Annotated in this window: 14 protein-coding genes; all 14 read right to left on the bottom strand. The window is 73.3% G+C overall.

Translation table 11 applies throughout. The annotated features are described in order from the left end of the window. Positions 1-156: 156 nt before the first annotated feature. Complete coding sequence (locus ACN265_RS23650) at positions 157-2532, bottom strand: polyribonucleotide nucleotidyltransferase (protein WP_421409578.1); 2376 nt, start codon at positions 2530-2532, stop codon at positions 157-159. A gap of 222 nt (positions 2533-2754) precedes the next feature. Next, positions 2755-3024 (bottom strand): 30S ribosomal protein S15, encoded by a 270-nt coding sequence (gene rpsO / locus ACN265_RS23655; RefSeq protein ID WP_109804764.1) that lies wholly within the window; start codon positions 3022-3024, stop codon positions 2755-2757. A gap of 218 nt (positions 3025-3242) precedes the next feature. After that, on the bottom strand, positions 3243-4169 hold the full coding sequence (locus tag ACN265_RS23660; RefSeq protein WP_204923892.1) for a bifunctional riboflavin kinase/FAD synthetase: 927 nt from the start codon (positions 4167-4169) through the stop codon (positions 3243-3245). Positions 4170-4293: 124 nt separating this feature from the next. Next, the gene (gene truB, locus ACN265_RS23665) at positions 4294-5178 is read right to left on the bottom strand and encodes a tRNA pseudouridine(55) synthase TruB (protein WP_421409579.1); all 885 of its coding nucleotides are present in this window, start codon (positions 5176-5178) and stop codon (positions 4294-4296) included. 136 nt (positions 5179-5314) lie between these two features. Then, positions 5315-6640 (bottom strand): MATE family efflux transporter, encoded by a 1326-nt coding sequence (locus tag ACN265_RS23670; RefSeq protein ID WP_204923890.1) that lies wholly within the window; start codon positions 6638-6640, stop codon positions 5315-5317. Between the two features lie 1872 nt (positions 6641-8512). Further along, a complete protein-coding gene (locus ACN265_RS23675) occupies positions 8513-8722 on the bottom strand; it encodes a DUF6186 family protein (RefSeq protein WP_194822111.1) in 210 nt (69 codons plus the stop codon). Continuing rightward, positions 8722-9129, bottom strand: a complete 408-nt coding sequence (locus ACN265_RS23680; RefSeq protein WP_145918420.1) for a hypothetical protein — start codon at positions 9127-9129, stop codon at positions 8722-8724. The genes ACN265_RS23675 and ACN265_RS23680 overlap by 1 nt, the downstream gene beginning before the upstream one ends. A 19-nt stretch (positions 9130-9148) precedes the next feature. Continuing rightward, positions 9149-10249: a DHH family phosphoesterase gene (locus ACN265_RS23685; protein ID WP_421409582.1), complete on the bottom strand. Its 1101-nt coding sequence runs from the start codon at positions 10247-10249 to the stop codon at positions 9149-9151. Continuing rightward, the gene (gene rbfA, locus ACN265_RS23690; protein WP_204923888.1) at positions 10246-10722 is read right to left on the bottom strand and encodes a 30S ribosome-binding factor RbfA; all 477 of its coding nucleotides are present in this window, start codon (positions 10720-10722) and stop codon (positions 10246-10248) included. Before rbfA ends, ACN265_RS23685 begins: the two co-directional genes overlap by 4 nt. Positions 10723-11065: 343 nt before the next feature. Beyond that, complete coding sequence (locus ACN265_RS23695; RefSeq protein ID WP_088647721.1) at positions 11066-11359, bottom strand: DUF503 domain-containing protein; 294 nt, start codon at positions 11357-11359, stop codon at positions 11066-11068. 90 nt (positions 11360-11449) lie between these two features. Continuing rightward, on the bottom strand, positions 11450-14446 hold the full coding sequence (gene infB, locus ACN265_RS23700; protein ID WP_204923886.1) for a translation initiation factor IF-2: 2997 nt from the start codon (positions 14444-14446) through the stop codon (positions 11450-11452). 93 nt (positions 14447-14539) lie between these two features. After that, on the bottom strand, positions 14540-14872 hold the full coding sequence (locus ACN265_RS23705) for a YlxR family protein (RefSeq protein ID WP_088647723.1): 333 nt from the start codon (positions 14870-14872) through the stop codon (positions 14540-14542). A gap of 16 nt (positions 14873-14888) precedes the next feature. Further along, on the bottom strand, positions 14889-15932 hold the full coding sequence (nusA, locus tag ACN265_RS23710; RefSeq protein ID WP_204923884.1) for a transcription termination factor NusA: 1044 nt from the start codon (positions 15930-15932) through the stop codon (positions 14889-14891). Next, positions 15929-16603: a ribosome maturation factor RimP gene (rimP, locus tag ACN265_RS23715; protein WP_357928426.1), complete on the bottom strand. Its 675-nt coding sequence runs from the start codon at positions 16601-16603 to the stop codon at positions 15929-15931. The genes nusA and rimP overlap by 4 nt, the downstream gene beginning before the upstream one ends. Positions 16604-16728 lie beyond the last annotated feature (125 nt).

Here is a 16728-nt window from a genome sequence, read left to right on the forward strand (position 1 = left end):
CGACGGCGTGCCGGACGGGCGACGCCGCCGGCCGCCGGCCCGGGGGAAACGACGAACGCTGGGCGCGGCTCACGCAGACCTGCTTCCCGTGCGACGAGGGGTGGAGGGAACACACCGGCCGGGTGACGACGTCGTCGTCACCCGGCCGGTCACTGCTCAGCTGTGCCGGGTACGCCGACGCGGACGCTCGCCGCCGTCGCCACCCTCGCCGCCACCCGGGCCACGCTCGCCGCGCTCCGGAGCGCGACCACCGCGGTCGCCGCCCCGGTCACCGCGGTCACGCGGACCCCGGTCGCCGCCCCGGCCGGCCGGCCGGTCGCCACCGGCGGCCTCACCGGCGGCCGGCGCCTCGGCGCCCTCCGGCCGGACCTTGTCCAGGTAGATCTTGCCGCGGGCGTCGATGTCCGCGATCTCCACCTCGACCTTGTCGCCGACGTTGAGGAAGTCCTCGACCCGCTCGACCCGCTTGCCGTCGCCCACCTTGGAGATGTGCAGCAGGCCGTCGCGGCCGGGCAGCAGCGAGATGAACGCGCCGAACGCGGCGGTCTTGACCACCGTGCCGAGGAACCGCTCGCCGGCCTTGGGCAGGGTCGGGTTGGCGATCCCGTTGATCCGGTCCACGGCGGCCTGCGCCGACGGGCCGTTGGTCGCGCCGACGTAGATCGTGCCGTCGTCCTCGATGGAGATCTCGGCGCCGGTCTCGTCCTGGATGGCGTTGATGGTCTGCCCCTTCGGGCCGATCACCATGCCGATCTTGTCCACCGGGATCTTGACGGTGGTGACCCGGGGCGCGTAGTCCGACATCTCGGCCGGGGCCTCGATCGCCGCCTGCATCACCCCGAGGATGGTCTGCCGGGCCTCGTTCGCCTGCTGGAGCGCGGCGGCGAGCACGTCCGACGGGATGCCGTTGAGCTTGGTGTCGAGCTGGAGCGCGGTGACGAACTCCGGCGTGCCGGCGACCTTGAAGTCCATGTCACCGAACGCGTCCTCGGCACCGAGGATGTCGGTCAGCGTCACGTACTGGGTCTTGCCGTCGACCTCGTCGGAGATCAGGCCCATCGCGATGCCGGCCACCGGCGCCTTGAGCGGCACACCGGCCGACAGCAGCGCCAGCGTCGAGGCGCAGACCGACCCCATCGAGGTCGAGCCGTTGGAGCCGAGCGCCTCGGAGACCTGCCGGATGGCGTACGGGAACTCCTCGCGCGACGGCAGCACCGGCAGCAGCGCCCGCTCGGCCAGCGCGCCGTGGCCGATCTCCCGCCGCTTCGGCGAGCCGACCCGGCCGGTCTCCCCGGTCGAGTACGGCGGGAAGTTGTAGTTGTGCATGTAACGCTTGCGGTTCTCCGGGGAGAGGGTGTCCACCATCTGCTCCATGCGCAGCATGTTCAGCGTGGTGACACCGAGGATCTGGGTCTCGCCCCGCTCGAACAGCGCGGAACCGTGCACCCGGGGCAGCACGCCGACCTCGGCGGTGAGCGGCCGGATGTCGCGCGGCCCCCGGCCGTCGATGCGGACCTGCTCACGCAGCACCCGGTTGCGGACCTCGGACTTGGTCAGCGAACGGAAGGCGGCGGAGAGTTCCTTCTCCCGGCCCTCGAACCGGCCGGTCAGCTCCTCGGCGACCTTGGCCTTGACCCGGTCCAGGGCCTCCTCGCGGTCGGCCTTGCCGGCGATCTGCAGCGCCTCGGCCACCTCGGCGCGGACCAGCTCGGCCACCGCCTGGTAGACGTCGTCCTGGTAGTCCAGGAAGACCGGGAACTCGGTGACCGGCTTCGCGGCCACCTCGGCCAGCTCGCTCTGCGCCCGGCACAGCTCGCGGATGGCCGGCTTCGCGGCCTCCAGGCCGCTGGCGACGATCTCCTCGGTCGGGGCGGTCGCACCGCCCGCGATCAGGGTCACCGCGTGCGGGGTCGCCTCGGCCTCGACCATCATGATCGCGACGTCGCCGTCGTCGAGGGCCCGGCCGGCCACCACCATGTCGAAGGTGGCGCGGGCCAACTCCTCCAGGGTCGGGAACGCCACCCACTGGCCCTCGACGTGGGCCACCCGGGTCGCCCCGATCGGACCGGAGAACGGCAGGCCGGACAGCTTCGTCGACATCGAGGCCGCGTTGATGGCGACCACGTCGTACGGGTGCTGCGGGTCGAGCGCGAGGACGGTCTCGACGACCTGGACCTCGTTGCGCAGGCCCTTGACGAACGACGGGCGCAGCGGCCGGTCGATCAGCCGGCAGGTGAGGATCGCGTCCTCGCTGGGCCGGCCCTCACGGCGGAAGAACGAGCCGGGGATGCGGCCCGCGGCGTACATCCGCTCCTCGACGTCGACGGTCAGCGGGAAGAAGTCGAACTGCTCCTTCGGGTGCTTACCGGCGGTGGTGGCGGAGAGGACGACCGTCTCGCCAAGCTGGGCGATGACGGAGCCGGCGGCCTGGCGGGCCAGCCGGCCGGTGGAGAAGGTGATCTCACGGGTGCCGAAGGACCCGTTGTCGATCACGGCGGTGCGGGATTCGGTGCCGAGGTTGGTCTCGGTCATGTGCTGCGGTACTCCTTCGCGTCGTGGGCCCCACGACACCGGAGCTGCTCAGACGGCCGGTCTTCGATCGAAGCGCCCGGGTGGCCGGCATGATGCCGGGATGCCCGGGGGCCACTACCGGAGACCGGTACGCTGACCGGCTCCCTCTCGGGTGGTCGCGCGGCCCTCTTCTTCTGGTGGTGCCGAGCGGGGGAGCGACCCGGTGGCCGCTCCCCCGTCACGTCATCGGCGCAGGCCGAGCCGCTCGATCAGCGACCGGTAGCGGTTGATGTCCTTCTTCTGGACGTAGTTGAGCAGCCGACGGCGCCGACCGACCAGCAGCAGCAGCCCACGGCGGCTGTGGTGGTCGTGCTTGTGCACCTTCAGGTGCTCGGTCAGCTCCGCGATCCGCTTGGTGAGGACCGCGACCTGGACCTCCGGCGAACCGGTGTCGCCCTCGGCGGTCGCGTACTCCGTGCGGATCTTGGCCTTGGCTTCCTGGTCGAGCGCCATGTTCTCCCTGTTTCGGTGGGTTGACAACTGGTGTCCGTCGTTCGGGTCCGCGTGGACCGGAGACGGACGAACCTCGCACCCGCGGCGTCGTGCAGGCACGCGAGGCCCCGCGTCGGTCATCCGACGTCACCGCCACACTACCAGCCCGTCGCGGAACCGCCCGGTCAAGCCCCACGCGGCGGGCGTCGGGGGCCCGTCCACCCCGCCCGCCGGGCCGGTCAGGCGACCGCCAGCCGGGTCCGCGCGACGTCCTCGGCCATCTGCGCCAGCAGCGGCTCGATCGCGTCGTACCGGATCTGGCCGCGCAGGTGGGCGGCGAAGTCGAGGGCGACCTGCTCGCCGTACAGGTCGCCGGCGAAGTCCAGCACGTGCGCCTCGACCCGGCGCTCCCGGCCGGCGAACGTCGGGTTGGTGCCGATCGAGATGGCCGCCGGCAGCCGCTCGATGCCCCCGCGTACCAGCCAGCCGGCGTACACCCCGTCGGCGGGCACCGCCGCGTGCGGCGGGCAGCGCAGGTTGGCGGTGGGGAAACCCAGCTCCCGGCCGCGCTGGTCGCCCAGCACCACCACCCCCTCGAGGCGGTGCGGCCGGCCGAGCACGACGGTCGCCGCCGCCACGTCCCCGGCCTCGATCCGGGCCCGGACGTACGTCGAGGAGAAGACCGTGCCGTCGGCGGCGACCAGCGGGGCGTTCTCCACCGCGAAGCCGTAGGTGCGGCCGAGCTGTTCGAGCAGTGCCACGTTCCCGGCGGCCCGGTGCCCGAACCGGAAGTTGTCCCCCACCACGACCAGCGCCGCGTGCAGGTGTTCGACCAGGATGTCGTGCACGAACGCCTCGGCCGGCAGCCGGGACAGCTCGGCGGTGAACGGCACCACGCACAACACGTCGACCCCGAGCGCCTCGATCAGCTCCGCCTTGCGGATGGGCTCGGTGAGCACGGCCGGGTGCGCGCCCGGGCGGACCACCTCGGCCGGGTGCGGGTCGAAGGTCACCACCACCGACCGTACGCCCAGCTCACGGGCCCGCGCCACGGCGTGTCCGATGGTCGCCTGGTGCCCCCGGTGCACGCCGTCGAAGACGCCGATGGTGACGACCGACCGCCCCCAGTCACCGGGTGCCGCCTCGTACCCCCGCCACCGCTGCATGCCGCTCCTTCCCTGCTCCGCCGCTGACCGGCTCACACCCGTACCCACCGCCGCCGGTCGTGCCGGCCGTCGTCCCCGCACCCGTCCCCGCTGTGCCGTCCGGCCGTGCCGGCCGACGGCCCGGTCAGGCCGGGGCGAGCACGATCTCCGCGCGGGCCCGGCCGTCCCGCTCGCTGACGATAGCGATCAGGCCGCCGTCCGGTCCGAAGACGGCGTACGGTCCGGCGATGCCCACCGGGTACAGCGGGCCGCCGTGGGAGAGCACCTTCGCCTCGTCGGCGCTGGCCTGCCGACGGGAGAAGTACCTGTCGGCGGCGGTGTCGAGGGGCAGGGTGACCACCTCGGGCGCGCGCTGCTCCAGCGTCGCGAGGGTCGCCGACTCGGCCAGGGTGAAACTGCCCACAGCGGTACGCCGCAGCGCGGTGAGGTGTCCGCCGACGCCGAGCGCCAGGCCCGCGTCCCGGGCCAGCGCCCGGATGTACGTCCCCGACGAGCAGTCGACGTCGATGTCCACGTCGACCACGTCCGGGGTGTCCCGGCGGATCGCCGACACGTCGAGCCGGGAGACGGTGACCCGGCGGGCGGGCAGCTCGACCTGCTCACCGTCCCGGACCCGCTTGTACGCCCGCTCCCCGTTGATTTTGATGGCGCTCACCGCGCTGGGCACCTGGTCGATCTCACCGGTCAACGGCACGAACGCGGCCCGGATCGCGGCGTCGGTCAGCGCACCGGCGGGCGTGGTCCCGATCACGTCGCCCTCGGCGTCGTCGGTGACCGTGGACTGGCCGAGCCGGACCGTCGCGGTGTAGCTCTTGCCCGCCCCGATCACGTACGTCAGCAACCGGGTGGCCCGGCCGACCCCGATCACCAGCACCCCGGTCGCCATCGGGTCGAGGGTGCCGCCGTGCCCGACCCGGCGGGTGCGGGCCAACCGGCGGATGCGCGCCACCACGTCGTGCGACGTCATGCCGCCGGGCTTGTCGACCACGATCAGACCGTCACCGTTCACGACCGCCAAGCCTGCCAGACGGGTCCACCCCGCCCGCCACCGCACGGCACATCACGCGCCGTCGGACCCGGCGCCCCCACGCGGGTCCCGGCCCGCCGACCACCGTACGGCCGGACGGGTCGCCCCCGGTGGCTGCTCAGCGCACCGCGCCGACCACCGCCCACCTGCCGGACCGCAGCCGCAGCAGCACGCCGACGAGGCGGATCACCACGAGCAGGGTGAGGCCGGCCCAGATGCCGCCCAGACCGAGGTCGAACGCGTAGGAGAGCCAGATCGCCGGCAGGAAGCCGCCGACCGCCGCGACCACTGTCAGGTTGCGCAGGTAGCGGATGTCGCCGGCACCGATGAGCACGCCGTCGAGGGCGAACACCACCCCGGCGAACGGCTGCATCGCCACGAACCAGGGCCACGCCACCATCGCCTGCCCGCGTACCTCGGGATCGGAGCTGAACAGGGACGGCACGACGCCGGACCCGGCGGCGATCAGCACCGCGAAGGCCACTCCGCACACGCCGCCGAGCAGCGCGAACCGGCGGGCCAGGGCGCGTGCACCGGCGGCGTCGCCCGCGCCCAGTGTCGCCCCGATCAACGCCTGCGCGGCGATCGCCAACGCGTCGAGCAGCAGCGCGGTGAAGAACCACAGTTGCAGCGCGATCTGGTGGGCCCCCACGGCGGCGGCACCGAACCGGGCGGCGACGGCGGTGGCGGACAGGAAGCTGGCCTGGAAGGCGAGCCCCCGGATGAGCAGGTCCCGGCTGAGCACCAACTGCTGGCGGATCAGCGCCGGTCGGGGCCGCACGCCCACCCGCTCCCGCAGCAACGCCCCCACGAACAGGGCACCCGAGACGGTCTGGGCGATCGCGTTGGCCACCGCCGAACCGGCCACGCCGAGTCCGGCGGGGTAGACCAGCAGGGGGCAGAGCAGCGCGGAGAGCAGGTTCGGCCCGAGCACGAACAGCAGCGGGCGGCGGGTGTCCTGGATGCCGCGCAGCCAGCCGTTGCCGGCGGCGGCCAGCAGCAGCCCGGGCGCGCCGAGGGCCGCGATCCGCAGCCACTGCCCGGCGGTGTCGGCCACCTCGCCACCGCCACCGGCGAGGGTACGCGCCAGCGCGTCACCGCCGAACTGCATGCCGACGGCCACCAGCACGCCCACCCCGAACGCCAGCCAGGACGCCTGGACACCCTCGGCCAGCGCCGCAGCCCGGTCACCGGCACCGAACCGGCGGGCCGCCCGCCCCGTGATGCCGTACGCCAGCACGGTGCCGAGCCAGGCGGTGAGCGTCAGCACCGTGCCGCCGACGGCGAGGGCGGCCAGCGGGACCCGGCCCAGGTGCCCCACGACGGCGGTGTCGACCAGCACGTAGAGCGGTTCGGCCGCGAGCACCACCAGGGCGGGCAGGGCGAGCGCGGCGATCCGGCGCGGCGAGGCGAGCGCGGTGGCGGTGGCGGTGGACTGGCTCATCGCCGCCGATCCTGGCACGCCTGCGGTAAGGAACGCAAGCCTAGGCATCGCTTACCGAGCGAGGGTCGGCGGAAGCCGTCCGGCGAGGGACACGATCGCGGGGACGAGATCCGCGCGGGTGGCGGAGAGTGGGTGAGGTGGGGTGCTTCGGCCGAGCCGGCCGGACTCAGCGGGCGTGGGGTGTGTCCGACCCTGCCTGGACGGCCGATCCCACCGGCACACCGAGGCAGGCCGAACCGACCGGGCTGAGGTCGGCCGCCGACCGGGTTGAGGTCGGCCGCCGCGCCGAGCCGACCGGGCCGGGGCAGGCTGGGGCGCGCCCGACTGAGGAAGGCCGAGCCGATCGGGCCGGGGCGGGCCCGGCTGACGGGTATCGGCCCATCACCGCAGGTCGCACACGACCCGGTCGAACGACCTCTGGAAGCGCTCTCACCCGTCCCTGTCGAACACGGCTCGGGCCGGGCGACCTCCGGGCACGGCTTGGCGGAGCCGGTCGAACCCGGCTCGGAGCGAGCCGCCCTCGTACACCGCCGGACCGGATGAACACGGCTCGGCTCGGCTCGGTCCGGCTCGGTCCGGCCGCGCCGAACGCGTCCGGAGCCGGGAACGGTAGGACTGAGCACAACCGGGTGCCGGGGGCGGACCGGACGGGCGGCAGGCCCGGCCCGGCCACGCAACCGGGCGGCCACGGCCTGTGGCCGGGGGCGGGATCCCGGCCAGGGGGCGGGATCGTGGCCAGGGGCAGGAACGCGGCCGGGGGCAGGATCGCGGCCAGGCGGGGTCAAGCTGAAAAGCAGTCGGTGCCGGACCGGGCCGACGCCAGGGTGGGACGGCCCGGAGCATGCGTTGCGGCCGGGCCTGGCCGCGCCTGGGGGTACCGAGTCCGACCAGCGGCGGGACGACGGGTCGGTGCCGAGTCCGGTGGGGTGGGTGAAAACGAGCCGGGCGGGGCCGGACCGCGCACGACCACCGGAGCCAGGCTGAGTCGGAACTCAGCCGGGCAGCGGTGTCATCGCCGGTGCGGCAGGGTCACTGGCGGGTGTCCATCGAGGTCTGCAACGCGCGGCGCATCTGCTCGCGGGCCTCGTCGGTGGTCTCGGTCTTGGGCTTGGTCGCCATGGCGGTGTCCTTCCAGGGTGCGGACCACCGAACAGGTGGCCCGGACGGGCGGTCCTGCTGAGCGCCGGGAAGGCGGCCCGGGATCACCGGAGCGGCTCGCCTGGCAGCGTGAGCCCGGGTCGGTCAGACCCTGGAGGGAGGCGGCACCGGGTGTGGCACCACCGCCCGCGACCTGCGTCGCGGCGCGACGTCGGCCTCTCCCAAGTTAACGTTTACTTTCCACATGCTGCCCACTCTTCCCGTCATCTGGACGGGCCTGGCAAGCATCCCGAGAGCAGCCCAGACCGACCTGCACGCATCGACACGGGTCGCGCATCACCCGGACCCCGCCGGGGTTCCCCGTGACCCGTGGGATCGAGCAGGCCCATACCGGCCACGAGACGGCACCGCTGAACCGGCCGGCCCAGGCACGGGACACCCAGGCAGGCTGTGGGCGCGGAACCCAGCCGGGCCGGCACGGAAACCGGGCGAGCCGGGGCAGAACCCAGCCGGGCCGGCACGGAAACGGGCGAGCCGGCGCAGAACCCGGGCAAGCCGGGGCAGAACCCGGGCGAGCCGGCGCGGGAACCGGGCGAGCGGAGCCGGGCGGGCCAGACAAGGCAAGGCAGGGCCCGTGCCACCCGGTGGCGCGGGCCAGGTCGGGCGGGCAGGGCGGAAACGGGCCGGGTGACCTACCGGAGCGGGATCGCCGGGCAGGTCCGCGTCGCCGCTCCTGCCGGGCCCGCAGCGGCCGTCACCCGACGGTGGAAGCGGTCAGCGGGCCAGGAAGTGCCAGCCGAGCCACCACCAGAACCCGAACACGCCGATCCGGCCTACCGGCACCGGACCGACCTCGTACCGCATGACGTAGGCGCAGACGTCGCCCAGTGACGGAATCCGGGAACCTTCCCGGCGGGCGGCCCACTCCACGGCCGCGAAGAGCACCAGCGAGGCGAGGAAGCCGCTGATGGCGAGCGTGCGCATCATCGCCGTACCAGCCCCCAGAACGCGGCCAGCCAGGCGAACCAGGCCGCCGAGCGGACCAGTTCGTCCTCCAGCAGGGGATCGGCCAGGCGGGAGAAGGTGGGGAACTCGTCGCCGACCGCCATGACGAAGGTGGCCCCTTCGAGCACCCCGAACAGCGCGGCCGGGAGCAGCCACCAGACGGTGCCCCGGCCCAGCCGGCGCGGCGCCGGCCGACGTTGCACCCGGTTGCCGAGGCCGAGCCAGATCAGCGCGCCGCCGGTGCCCAGCGTCCAGATGTTGGCCTGTGCCGAGAACGACGGGAACTGCCCACCGACCAGGGAGAGGCAGGCCAGCACCGGCACGGTGACCACCGGCCTGTCCCAGGCGCGGGAGACGTCCACGGCGATCTCGTGCGGCTGCTCCATCGTCCGATTCTCCCCGGGGTCACCGTGTGCGGGAAGACCGACACCCGTCGGCGTCGGCGGGGTCACCGGTGAGCGCACCGGCCAACTCCGCCCTGATGAGGGCGATGACCTGCTCGGCGTCGCCCGATCCGGTGAAACCGGCGGCGAAGCGGTGACCTCCGCCACCCAGCGCCACCGCCACCGCGCTGACGTCGACGGCACCCTTGCTGCGCATCGACACCGCCCACTCGGCCGGCCCGACCTGCTTGAGCACGCACGCGACGTCCGCCTCGGCGGTGCAGCGGACCGAGTCGATAAGCGACTCCAGCACGTACGGCTGCTGGTCGTGCCGGGCCAGGTCGTCGAGGGTGGCGTCGGTCCAGACCAGGCCGTGGCCGGCGGCGGCCTCCGGTTCGAGCCGGGCCCGACCCAGCACCTCGCCGAAGAGCCGGACCGCGCCGAACGGCCGGGTGTCGAAGACCTGGCGGGAGATGTCCCCGGGGTGCAGACCGGTGGCGATCAGCCGGGCGGCGAGCCGGTGCACCTCGGGGGTGGTGGCCGCGAACCGGAACGAGCCGGTGTCCGTGGTCAACGCGACGTAGAGGCCCGTCGCGATCTCGGCGTCCAGCGGCACGTCGAGCCGGGAGAGCAACTGCTCGGCGACGACCGAGGTCGCCGCCGCTGTCGGATCGACCAGATGTACCGCGCCGAAGCCGGTGTTCGAGGCGTGGTGGTCGAGAACGATCGAGGTGCCGGCGGTGTCGAGCCGGTCGACCAGGGCACCGAGCCGCGACTCGCTCGCGGCGTCGAAACAGACCACCAGATCCGGATCCGGGTACGCCTCGGCCGCCGGCACCAGCAGATCGAGCCCCGGCAGCCATCGGAACGGCTCCGGCACCCCGGGCGGCCCCGGGAAGGTGGCCTGCAACCGGCGTACGCCGAGCCGGCGCAGCCCCAGCCCGAAGCCGAGCATGCTGCCCAGCGCGTCGCCGTCCGGGTTGACGTGACAGATCAGCAGCACCCGGGCATCGGCCGGCAGACCGCGTACCGCTGCGACGGCGGCGGCCCAGTCGTCCTCGCCGGGGCCGGCGGACGGCGACCCGGTACGGAGCTGGTCGGCCGTGCCCGGGGCGGCCGTCACCGCCGGTCCGTCGCGGACGTGTCGGTGGTGGCGTCGTCGTCCGCCTCGTCGTCCTCGTCGTCGACCCGGTACGGCTGGGCGTCGCCCGCGTACTTGGCCTGGGCGGCCAGCCGCTGCACCTCGGCGTCGGCGTGCCGGGCCTGGGCGAGCAGGTCGTCGATCTGCTTGACCTGGTCCTGCACGTCGTCGAGGACGAAGGTCAGGGAGGGCGAGTGGCGCAGCCCGAGGGCCTTGCCGACGGTGCTGCGCAGCATGCCCTTGGCGCTCTCCAGCGCGGCGGCGGTGCTGGCCTGTGCCGTCGCGTCACCGAGGACGGTGTAGAAGACGGTGGCGTCGCGCAGGTCGGCGGTGATCCGGGCGTCGGTGATGGTGATCATCCCGAGCCGGGGGTCCTTGATCTGGCTCCGCACCACCGAGGCGACCAGTTCGCGAATCCGCTCGGCGTGCCGGCGAACCTTGGCCGGATCAGTCATGTCCCCCACCTCCAGGGCGTTCCTTCCGCGGCTGGAGCGGCGACGCGGGCGTCACCGGGACCAACCACCCAACACCTCGAACACTACCCGCGCGCCACCCCCACCCGCCCGCCCCCACCCCGCCCCACCACCCCGCACTCCCGCCTCGCCCACGTCCCGCCCAGCCCCGCCCCTGCCTCACCCCGCCCCGCCCCGGTGATCAAGAAATTTGCGTCAATTGATCAAGAGGTTCGCGTCAACCTGAAGATCGAAGCTGACGCAAACCTCTTGATCAACGCGAACAGGCGGGGCGGGGAGGGGCGCGGGGCGGGGGCGGGAGCTGGTTGGTGGGTGGGGAGGGGGGTCAGTCTTCGGGGGTGTGGAGGTGGCGGCGGACGGAGAGGAGATCGATCTCGGGACGGGCGGCGACCAGGCGTTCGCAGGAGTCGAGCACGTCGCGGACGTGGGTCGCCTCGGCGGCCACCACGGCCACCCCGATCTCGGCCCGCCCGTGCAGGTCGAGCGCGCCCACCTCGGCGGCCGACACCTCGAACCGGCGCAGCGCCGCCACGATGGGCCGGACGTAGGAGCGCTTCGCCTTGAGGGATCGGGAGTCACCCGGCAGGAGCAGGTCGAAGAGTGCGGTTCCGGTATACATCGCCACGGACGTTACGGAAGCGGCCCGGACATGCTCAAGGGGTTTACGCCGGGTGGCGTAAACCCCTTGAGCACTGTTGTCAGCCTCGGATCAGGCGCGCGGCTTCTCCCGCATCTCGAAGGTCTCGATGGTGTCGCCGACCTGGACGTTGTTGAAACCGCCCAGAGTCAGACCACACTCGAAGCCTTCGCGGACCTCCGTCGCGTCGTCCTTGAACCGCTTGAGCGAGCTGATCGTGAGGTTGTCCGCCACGACCGCCCCGTCCCGCAGCAGCCGCGCCTTGGCGTTGCGGCGGATGATGCCAGACCGGACGATGCAACCGGAGATGTTGCCGATCTTGGACGAGCGGAAGACGTCGCGGATCTCCGCGGTGCCCAGCTCGACCTCCTCGTACTCCGGCTTGAGCAGCCCCTTGAGCGCGGCGTCGATCTCCTCGATGGCCTGGTAGATGACGGTGTAGTACCGGATCTCCACGCCCTCGCGGTCGGCGATCTCGCGGACCTTGTTGGCGGCCCGCACGTTGAAGCCGATGATCGTGACCGCCTCGGACGAGGCGCTCGCGAGCATGACGTCGCTCTCGGTGATCGCACCCACGCCCCGGTGGATGATCCTGAGCTGGACCTCCTCGGGGATGTCGAGGTTGAACAGCGCGTCCTCGAGGGCCTCCACGGAACCGGAGACGTCGCCCTTGAGCACCAGGTTGAGCGAGGTCTTCTCGCCCTCCTTGAGCTGCTCCATGAGCGTTTCGAGGGTGGCCCGGCCGCGGGAGTTGGCGAAGGACGCCGCCCGCCGTCGTGCCTGCCGCTGCTCGGCGATCTGCCGCACCGTGCGGTCGTCCTCGGCGGCCAGGAAGGTGTCACCCGCACCCGGCACCGCGGTCAGACCGAGCACCAGGACCGGACGGGCCGGACCGGCCTCGGCGACCTGGTTGCCGTTCTCGTCGAGCATGGCGCGGACCCGGCCGTGGGCCCCACCGGCGACGATCGAGTCGCCCGCCCGCAGGGTGCCCTTCTGCACCAGCACCGTCGCCACCGCACCGCGACCCTTGTCCAGGTGCGCCTCGATGGCCACACCCTGCGCCGGCCCGTCGATCGGAGCGGTCAGCTCCAGCGACGCGTCGGCGGTCAGCAGGACCGCCTCCAGCAGCTCGTCGATGCCGATGCCCGGCTTGGCCGCCACGTTGACGAACATGGTGTCGCCGCCGTACTCCTCGGCGACCAGGCCGTACTCGGTCAGCTGCTGGCGGACCTTGTCGGGGTTCGCCTCCGGCTTGTCGACCTTGTTGACCGCGACCACGATCGGCACGTCGGCCGCCTTGGCGTGGTTGAGCGCCTCGATCGTCTGCGGCATGACGCCGTCGTCGGCCGCCACCACCAGCACCACGATGTCGGTGACCTGCGCACCACGGGCACGCATGGCGGTGAACGCCTCGTGACCCGGGGTGTCGATGAAGGTCACCGCGCGGTCCTCGCCCTCGTGCGGGACGTGGACCTGGTACGCGCCGATGTGCTGGGTGATGCCACCCGCCTCGCCGGCCACCACGTTCGCCTTACGGATCGCGTCGAGCAGCTTGGTCTTACCGTGGTCGACGTGACCCATGACGGTCACCACCGGCGCACGGCTGACCAGGCGGTCCTCCGCGACCTCGGCGTCGAGGTCGATGTTGAACTGCGCGAGCAGCTCGCGGTCCTCGTCCTCCGGGCTGACGATCTGCACGTCGAAGCCGAGGTGCTCACCCAGCAGCAGCAGGGTCTCGTCGGAGCAGGACTGGGTCGCGGTGACCATCTCGCCCAGGTTGAACATCTCCTGGACCAGCGAACCCGGGTTGGCGTTGATCTTGTCGGCGAAGTCCGACAACGAGGCGCCACGGGAGAGCCGGACGACCTGACCCTGACCCCGGGGGGCACCCGAGCTCATGGTCGGGGCCGACAGGTTGTCGAACTCCTGTCTGCGCTGCTTCTTGGACTTGCGACCACGGGTCGGCCGGCCACCCGGACGCCCGAAGGCACCCGCGGCGCCGCCGCCACGGCCACGACCGCCACCACCGGGACGACCACCGCCACCGGCCGGGGCACCCGGACGGAAACCACCGCCGGGAGCGCCACCGCCGCCACCGGGGCCACCACGGTAGCCACCGCCGCCGGCGCCACCGCCGCCACCGGGACCGCCACGGAAGCCACCGCCACCGCCGCCACCGGGACGGAAGCCACCGCCACCGCCACCGGGACGACCGGCACCGCCACCGGGGCCGCCACGACCGCCACCGGGGCCGCCGGGGCGACCGGTGGTGGGCCGCTGGCTCGGCATCGAGGCCGGGCTGGGCCGCGGCGGCATCGACGCCGGGCTCGGCCGCGGGGGCATGCCGGCCGGGCTCGGCCGGGGACCGCCGCCGCCGGCCGCCGGGGGCCGCTGCTGGCCACCCTGGATGCCGAACGGGTTGTTACCGGCGCCGCGCGCCGGGGGACGACCACCGGGCCGGGCACCCGGGCCCGCCGGGGGACCACCGGGCCGGCCGGCGGCCGGGGTACCCGGACGCGGCGGTACGGCGTTCGGGCCGGGACGCGGACCCGGACGCGGGCCACCCTCGGTGGGCGGCTCCCGCCGGACGTTGTCCCGCTGCTGCTGCCGAGCGGCCTGGGCGGCCTTGACCGCCGCCTCCTGCTCGGCCTTCAACGCGGCGGCGCGCGCCTCGGCGGCGGCCACCTCGATGTCGTGTGCGCTCGCCGGCTTGGCGACCGGGGTCACCGGCTGCGGCGGGCCGGGGACCGGGCCCTTGGGCTTCGGTCCAGGGGTCGGCGCGGCCGGCCGCCGGGGCGGCATCGGTCGGGCCGAGACCCGGGGGGCACCCGGGGTCGGGGTCGGCGTCGGGGTCGGTGCCGGGCTCGGGGCCGCCGCCGGAGCGGACGGTGCCGACGAACCACCGGCGGACGCGACGAATGCGCCACGCAGTCGTCGGGCGACGGGCGCCTCGACGGTGCTGGACGCGGACTTCACGAACTCGCCCATTTCCTTCAGCTTGGCGAGCACTGTCTTGCTTTCGACCCCGAGCTCCTTAGCAAGCTCGTGTACGCGGGCCTTACCTGCCACTGCACTCCTCACTCCGAGGTCGTGCGGGCAGCACCCGCAGCGACCTCACTCCTGCACTTGAAGCCTGGTCATTTCAGGGACTTCATCGTGTGCTCATGTCGGTCGTCCTACCTTGCTAGCGACCCTCGCCCGATCGGGTTGACCGGACGTAGTGGTTGGCGCATCGACGTGCTCCGCGACGGCACCGTGATCGGGGACCCCGGTGAGTCGCAGCGCCCGCCCGAAGGCGCGACGCCGCACCGCCAGCGCGAAGCAGGCCGGATCCGGGTGCATGTTCGCTCCCCGACCCGGCAGACTGCGGCTCGGATCAGGCCGGAGACTGTGACCATCCTCGTCACCGACCGCGACGATCCGCAGCAGTTCGCTGGCCGGCGCACGTTTCCGGCAGCCCACACAGGTGCGCTCCGGATGCGCGCGTCGTACCACTGGAAGAAGTCTACCCCTAGCCGGCCGAGATCGCTCCGCCCGGCTCCGGGACGTGCTCGCCTCCACCCCGACCGCCGGCGCCCGGCTGCTCCGCGTCGGACCGGATGTCGATCCGCCAACCGGTCAACCGGGCCGCAAGCCGGGCATTCTGCCCCTCCCGGCCGATCGCCAGGGAGAGCTGGAAGTCCGGGACGGTCACCCGGGCCGTACGGGTGGCCAGGTCGACCACCTCGACCCGCAGCGCCTTGGCCGGCGAGAGCGCGTTACCGACGAACGTCGCCGGGTCGTCCGACCAGTCGATAATGTCGATCTTCTCGCCGTGCAGCTCGCTCATCACCGCGCGGACCCGCTGGCCCATCGGCCCGATGCAGGCACCCTTGGCGTTCACGCCCTGCACGGTGGACCGGACGGCGATCTTGGTGCGGTGACCTGCCTCACGGGCGATCGCCCCGATCTCCACGGTGCCGTCGGCGATCTCCGGCACCTCCAGCGCGAAGAGCTTCTTCACCAGCGCCGGGTGCGACCGGGACAGGGTGATCTGCGGCCCGCGCATCCCCTTGGTCACGTGCACCACCACGCAGCGGATCCGCTCACCGTGGGTGTACCGCTCGCCGGGCACCTGCTCGGACTGCGGCAGCACGCCCTCCAGCTTGCCCAGGTCGACGCTGACGATGCCCTTCTCGCTGCGCGCCTCGTGCGCCTGCACCACGCCGGTGACCAGGTCACCGTCGCGGCCGACGTACTCGCCGAAGTGCACCTCGTCGGTGGCCTCCCGCAGCCGCTGGAGGATCACCTGCTTGGCGGTCATCGCCGCGATCCGGCCGAAGTCGTGCGGGGTGTCGTCCCACTCCCGCACCACGCTGCCGTCGTCGTCCAACTCCTGGGCGTAGACCAGGGCGGCGCCGTTCTTACGGTCGATCTCCACCCGGGCGTGCGACTCGGCGCCGTCGGTGTGCCGGTAGGCGGTCAGCAACGCGGTCTCGATCGCCGCGAGGATCGTGTCGAACGGGATCTCCCGCTCGCGCTCCAGTGCGCGCAGCGCCGCGAGGTCGATGTTCACCTCTCCTCGTCCTCCACATCATCGTCGTCATCTTCGTCGGTGTCGTCGCCGACCTCGTCGATCTCGTCCGCCTCGTCGATCTCGTCGAGGCGGTGGAACTCGACCTGGACCCGGCCGGGGCCCAGCTCGGCGTAGCGGTGCTCCACCGGACCGGACTCGGTCTCCAGCACCACACGCTCGTCGTCGGCCGCCGTCACCCGCCCGGTGACCTGCCGGTCCACGGCGGGCTCGCCGGCCCGTACGGTCACCTTCACCAGCCGGCCGGCGTTGCGCCGCCAGTGCCGGGGCAGGGTCAGCGGGCGGTCCACCCCCGGGGAGCTGACCTCCAACTGGTACTCCCCCGCCACGATGTCCCCGCCGGACTCCTCGGCCGCGTCCAGCGCCGCCGAGACCGCCCGCGAGACGACCGCGACCGCGTCCAGGTTGATCCCGCCGTCGGCGTCCACGATCACCCGGACCACGTGCCGGCGGCCGGCCCGGGAGACCGAGACGTCCTCCAGGTCGTAGCCCGCCCCGGCGACCACCGGCTCGATCACCGCGCGCAGCCGGTCACGACGGGCGGCCAGGTCACCCCGGGATGCGCCGGCACGGTCGCCGCCCCGGGGACCGTCGGTGCGGCGGGAGCGTCCCGCCGGTGCCGTCGGCCTGGTGGCACGGCCACGCTGCGTCATCTGGGCACCCTTCTCCTGGTCGGCGGCGGTCGTCGGACCGGCACGCCGGGACGCCACCGGGGCGGCAGCGCCGGTGGCTGCGCAGAGCGTAACGCGCCGTCGGTACGGCGGCCCCGGCGGCGCAC

Source organism: Micromonospora sp. WMMD730 (genome assembly GCF_049178955.1).
GTDB classification, from domain to species: domain Bacteria; phylum Actinomycetota; class Actinomycetes; order Mycobacteriales; family Micromonosporaceae; genus Micromonospora; species Micromonospora wenchangensis.